This is a genomic window from Streptomyces minutiscleroticus (assembly GCF_014650875.1).
Classification (GTDB): Bacteria; Actinomycetota; Actinomycetes; order Streptomycetales; family Streptomycetaceae; genus Streptomyces; species Streptomyces minutiscleroticus.
In genome coordinates, this window is the sequence record NZ_BMVU01000136.1 from 1 (window position 1) to 5,011 (window position 5,011).

At 65.0% G+C, this 5,011-nt stretch carries 3 protein-coding genes; 2 read left to right on the plus strand and 1 reads right to left on the minus strand.

From position 1 onward, the window contains the following. Positions 1-94: 94 nt before the first annotated feature. Positions 95-1,168 (minus strand): hypothetical protein, encoded by a 1,074-nt coding sequence (locus IE271_RS40110; protein WP_190195362.1) that lies wholly within the window; start codon positions 1,166-1,168, stop codon positions 95-97. 77 nt (positions 1,169-1,245) lie between these two features. Between IE271_RS40110 and IE271_RS40115 the strand changes: the two genes are divergently transcribed. Then, complete coding sequence (locus IE271_RS40115; protein WP_190195363.1) at positions 1,246-2,553, plus strand: replication-relaxation family protein; 1,308 nt, start codon at positions 1,246-1,248, stop codon at positions 2,551-2,553. Between the two features lie 1,245 nt (positions 2,554-3,798). Beyond that, positions 3,799-4,689, plus strand: coding sequence for a hypothetical protein (locus IE271_RS40120; RefSeq protein WP_190195364.1), 891 nt, complete (start codon positions 3,799-3,801; stop codon positions 4,687-4,689). Positions 4,690-5,011: the final 322 nt, after the last annotated feature.

Here is a 5,011-nt window from a genome sequence, read left to right on the forward strand (position 1 = left end):
CGCCGAATACGAGCAAGCCTTCTGGCGGAGCCAGGAGCAAACCCCGCAGTCCGCCTGAACCATCAAGATCGGACTCTACGAAACTCGGGGCAGCTCAGAGGATCTTGATGGCGGATGCGGGTTCGTGGCCTTTCAATTTGTAGGTGAAGCGGATTTTGGCAGGGGTTTTACGGTTGAACGGCAGCATCATCTGAAAGCGAGCGCCATAGACGTCGACCTCGATCGAGGCTCCTAAGCCGCCGGAGCCGACAGCGTGAAGGCGGCCGGAGTAGCGAGCGGCGACAGTGTTCTCGGACGTAAGAAAACTGACCTCGGCAGTGGCCCCGACGCTGGCAGTGGGATTGACCGGCTTCCATGTGAGGGTGGCGTCGGTAATACGCTGGGCGATGAACTCCGGACCCTCAATAGTCAGGCTCTCCAGCACGTGAGGCGGCAAAGTCACCTCCTCCGCGATGCCGAAACCCAGTGCTCGGTTGAGAGCTGCCGTGAGGTCGGTGTTCATCTCTGTCGCGCGGCCTACGACACGCATGGTGATTGGGCTGCGCTTATGAGCCAAGGGATGCTGCTCACGCAGCGTTCTGACCACAAGGTCGCCGCGGCGCTCGAAGTCCCAGGTCCAGTCCTCGTCAACGGTATCGGCTCGGGCCCCCAGTGCGCGGACGCGCTCGACCAAGTCGTCCCCACTGAGCAGCAATGCCTTCTCTTGGTTGTAATCCCGTGCTGCCTCACGCAGCTGATTACGGGTAAATGTGGCTTCCAGACCTGGGAAATCCGCGAAGCCGTTGTCGAGGCCAGGGCGATCGAGCACACTGACGGTGACCGCGTGTCCTTGCGCCAGCCGGTCGACGAAGGAGCGCTCGGACGGTGTCAGCGTGCCGGGCACGACTAGTGTCCACTCGACGGGCTGGTGCTTCATCGCTCTGGTGAAGGACTTCTTGATGGCGCTTCTCCGGCCCTTCACGGAGCCGGGAAAGCCATCGGGGTAGTACTTGAGCTGAAAAATGCGGATACCGGCATCAGTGGAGACCTGCACATCGATACCGTCGTCGCCACCTCGACCGTTGACGGCGATCACCTTGCCAGCAGAGCCGTTGAACATTCGATACAGCAATGCCTCAACGTGTCGATCGAACTCACGTTGCCCGATACGATCCCAGTCAATCGCCATGTCGTTCCTCCCACCGTCCGCCCAGCATTCTCACAGGTGGCACTGACATTGACGGCCCACCTTGTCCTTAGCGGGGGATGTTCCTGTCGGTGCTGGGGGTGGTGAAGGGGGCCACGGCTGAGCAGATTCGTCAGATCGCCTGTCCGGGCACGAAGGATGCGGGCACGGTCCGCGGCGGCCTGAAGGATCTGGAGGCCGACCGCCTGGTCGCCACGGCGGGTACGGCGGTGCGCGTCAACGAGGTCGGCAACCGGGTCACGGAGAAGCTGTGGCATCTGACCCCGGCCGGCCTGGAGGCCGCGGCCGCGGCGCTGGATCGCCCGGCGCGGGAGATGGGCGGCACGGCCAAGGCGGCGGCCGCCTCGGGCGCGACGCACGCCCGCAAGGTGACCGACACGCTGGCCGCGTTCCTGCAGACCCGGCCGGAGCCGATGCTGCCCGGCCCCCGCACCGCGCCGGATGCCGTGCCGCGCGTTTTCGTCGAACGCCCGCCCGGCCTGGGGCCGCTGATCGCCTGGACGACAGAGGTCACCCTGCCAGTGGCGGGCACGTTCGCCTCACCCGCCCGCGGCAGCCTGCGCGCCGATCTGGTCTGCGCCCTGCCCGGCGCCGCGCCGCAGCTGCTGTTCGTGGAGGTGGACAACGGCACCGAGAGCCCGGAGGTGCTGGCGGACAAGGTGGCCCGCTACGCCGCCTTCTTCAAGCGCCCCGCCGCCCCCCGGCGTCCCGCCCATGCCAGTGCGGGGCCGGCGCTGTGGCACACCGTCTGGCCCCACGCAGCCCCCGAGGCCGGACAGCGGCCCGCGTATCCGCCGGTGACGGTGGTGTTCACCCAGGACAGTGGACCTCAGGCGCTGCAGAACCGGATGACGGCCCTGGGACGCCTCTCCCACGCCCTCTGGAAGGGCGTCTGGCACCGGTGGCCCCGGCCGTCGGAGATCGGCGGCGAGGACGGCTACCAGGACTTCGAGAGCCGCATCCCGCTCCTGGCCACCTCCCTGCGCCAGCTCGCTTCCAAGGGCCCCCACGGGCCGGTGTGGTGGCGCTACGGCCACACCGAGTGGGGGACCCTCGACGTGGCCCTGGCCGACCTCGACGGCCTTACCGCCTACCGCGAGCGCGACCAGGCCGACCGCCGGCGCGCAGAGGAAATCCGCGAGCAGCGGGCCGCCGCAGCCCAAGCCGAAATCGAGGCCGCCCGCCGGCGCCACGAGGCCGCCGCCTGGCCCTGCCCCGGATGCGGCCGCCCCCTCCACCCCCACCCCGACTTCCAGATGGGCGACCACTGCGCCACCTGCGCCCGGGAACTGCCCGAGGGCCGAGCCGCGCAGGAAGCAGCGGAAGCGGCTGCCCGGCCCCGGCGGTTGTTCGGCCGCCGCGCCTAGCGGCTGTCGACGACCGCGCCTGGCAGGCGGTGAGCTGGAGGCCCCCTTCACGAGTCCGGCCCGTGCGCCTAGGCGGACCGGACCCGCGGCCTCGGGCCCATGCGGCGTCTCCGCTCGCCAGCAGCGGCACGAGCGGCCAACGTCCCCGAGGCGACCTCACTGCCTTCACGCTCCCGCCCCGCGGCCGTGAACACCACCCGCGGAACACGCCCTTGTCGGCTACCGCGCCCGAACCGCCCGGCCGTAGACGCCCCGGCTCCCTCCACGGGGTACCCCATGGCAGGTCAGCGGGCCTGTGCTGTACGCAGAAGGCAGGCGAGAACAGCATGGTTCCTGCGCCCAGCACGGGCCACGGCCACCCCGCCGAGCCGGGGCCGTGGTCTTGTTGCGACAACTGTTACGAATCCTCTTGCGTTACCTGTTGCGCATCCTCTTGCGACAACTGTTGCACCTCACGTCCGCCCGCCCCACGCATCTTTGCAGTTCAGGGTGCCTTTTTCGCGTGGTCTGCAGGTCTGACATCCCCCTGTGCACCCCCTCGCCACCGCCCCGCCCGCCGAAAAAGAGGGCGGGCGGGACCGTGGCGAGCGGCTGCCCAGGGGGATCGGACGCGAGAGGGCTCTTCTGGCGCGTCGGCGAAGCCTCCGCGCGCTTGGGATGGGGCGGGCGGCTGCGGGGCCGCCTGGAGAGCCATCAGGTGGCTTCTTGGACTTACACAGATTGCTTCGGGCTATCTCTTCACGCCGGCACGACTGCCGGAGCCCTGGTCTCGGCTGTGCCGGTGCGGGTCCGGCCCGTGACGTGGGCCGGACCCGCTGGTGCCAGAGGCTGGAGGTGAACCGAACACCTCCAGGACCTCTTGTCGAGCGTTCCGCCCCACGGCCATGAACACCATCACTCGAAGGAGTGACACCAAAGCCCCTGGCCGCGGATGCCGGTAAGGCGCCTGACTAGGGATTTTGCACAATGCGCAGCAGGTCAACAGCACCGCCGTTCCTACTACGCTGTCCGGGCCACTCATGGCCCCGGACCCCGGGCCGAGTGGCCGACCGCCCCGGCAAGCCCAGGTCGCAGAAACCATCCCTCGACCGGGGCGGTGCGCTGTCTGCGCCCGGGGTTGTGGCTGACTCCGGCGAGCAGGGAGAGGTACGGAGCGACGAGTACAGGAGCAGCAGAGGGGATTTTCGCCGACCTTATTTTCTGGAATCCGCTCAAGTGGCATGCGTATCGATGCAGAATGAACGCATGCTTGCGAACCTACTGCCAGGAATCCGCGAGATCCGCGCCCCATTGGCTTCCGGATATATATGGGTAATCAGTATCTGGATTGGATTTTTTGAGTACATTCCCAAGGGAAGCGAAGCTCAAGGAATATGGAAGAGTCTCTATCAACTCAGCGCTGTGGTCGGTACCGCGGCAACGCTTGCCGCAGTCAGTTTCGCGGCGTATCTCATCGGATGCCTACTCGAAATTCGCGCACACTCTATCGTTCACTGGTTCCTACTCTCTGAGTGGCGATGGAGCTTATACCGGAAAATTATAAGAGAGCCTAGACTGGATCGATTTGATGACCCTCACGTGTTGAGGTGGACAGAGACCCTAGAAACGAGCCGAGGCGCCGCAGATTTAGAGGCCTTCATAACGCCAAACGAATCCCTTAGGTCCGTTCGCAGGCCGCATTGGGGTAGGCGTGTCTCACGTTCAGCCCTGATCGACCTGGCCATCTACATACATCGCAACGGGGGAAGAGGAGCCAAACTGTTCTCACTAATGGGAAGATTCGGCGACGAACTCGACCAGCTTTCAATTCGCTTACAGGCTAGAAATATGGACCTGTATGGAAGTTATGACCGAGCATCCGCCGAAGCGGATTTCAGGGTAAATGTTGGGTTCAGTGCTTCAGTTCTTGTAAGCATCATTGCAGCAAAAAGCTCATTTGAAGTATTGTTGCTCATCCCTTTCACTTGGTTCCTCATGATGAGAGGGCAAGAGAAGGCGCGCAATGCGAATGATGTATTGATACAAGCTGTAGTCTCCGGAGAGCTAGAATCAAGTGTCCTCTCCTCTGCTCTTCCTCAGCTTCAAACGTCACCGCCGAGGACAGAGGAACCTGGTGAAGAAGATTACGAGGTTTGATGCATCTTGATGTGTAGTATGTACTGCGTGATCCGGATCGCAAGGTAGGGACGCTCTATTCCAGAGTAGATCTGATGCTCAGTTTGAAGCACATACGAAAGTGAACTGATTTCTGCCAACCCGGCACGCTATCACCACGGTGGCCGGCTGCCTTGTTGCCAGCCTCGCGGACCATCCTTCATCGCCGCCAGCTCGCCCCGCGGGAGCGGGGCCGGCCGGAGCGCAGCGCAGGCCGTAAGGCCCACGCAGTGGGCCGCTCAGGTGCCTGGAGCGCAGCGGAGGGCACCTGAGCGGGACGCAGTCCCGGGTGCGGGTCGCGTCA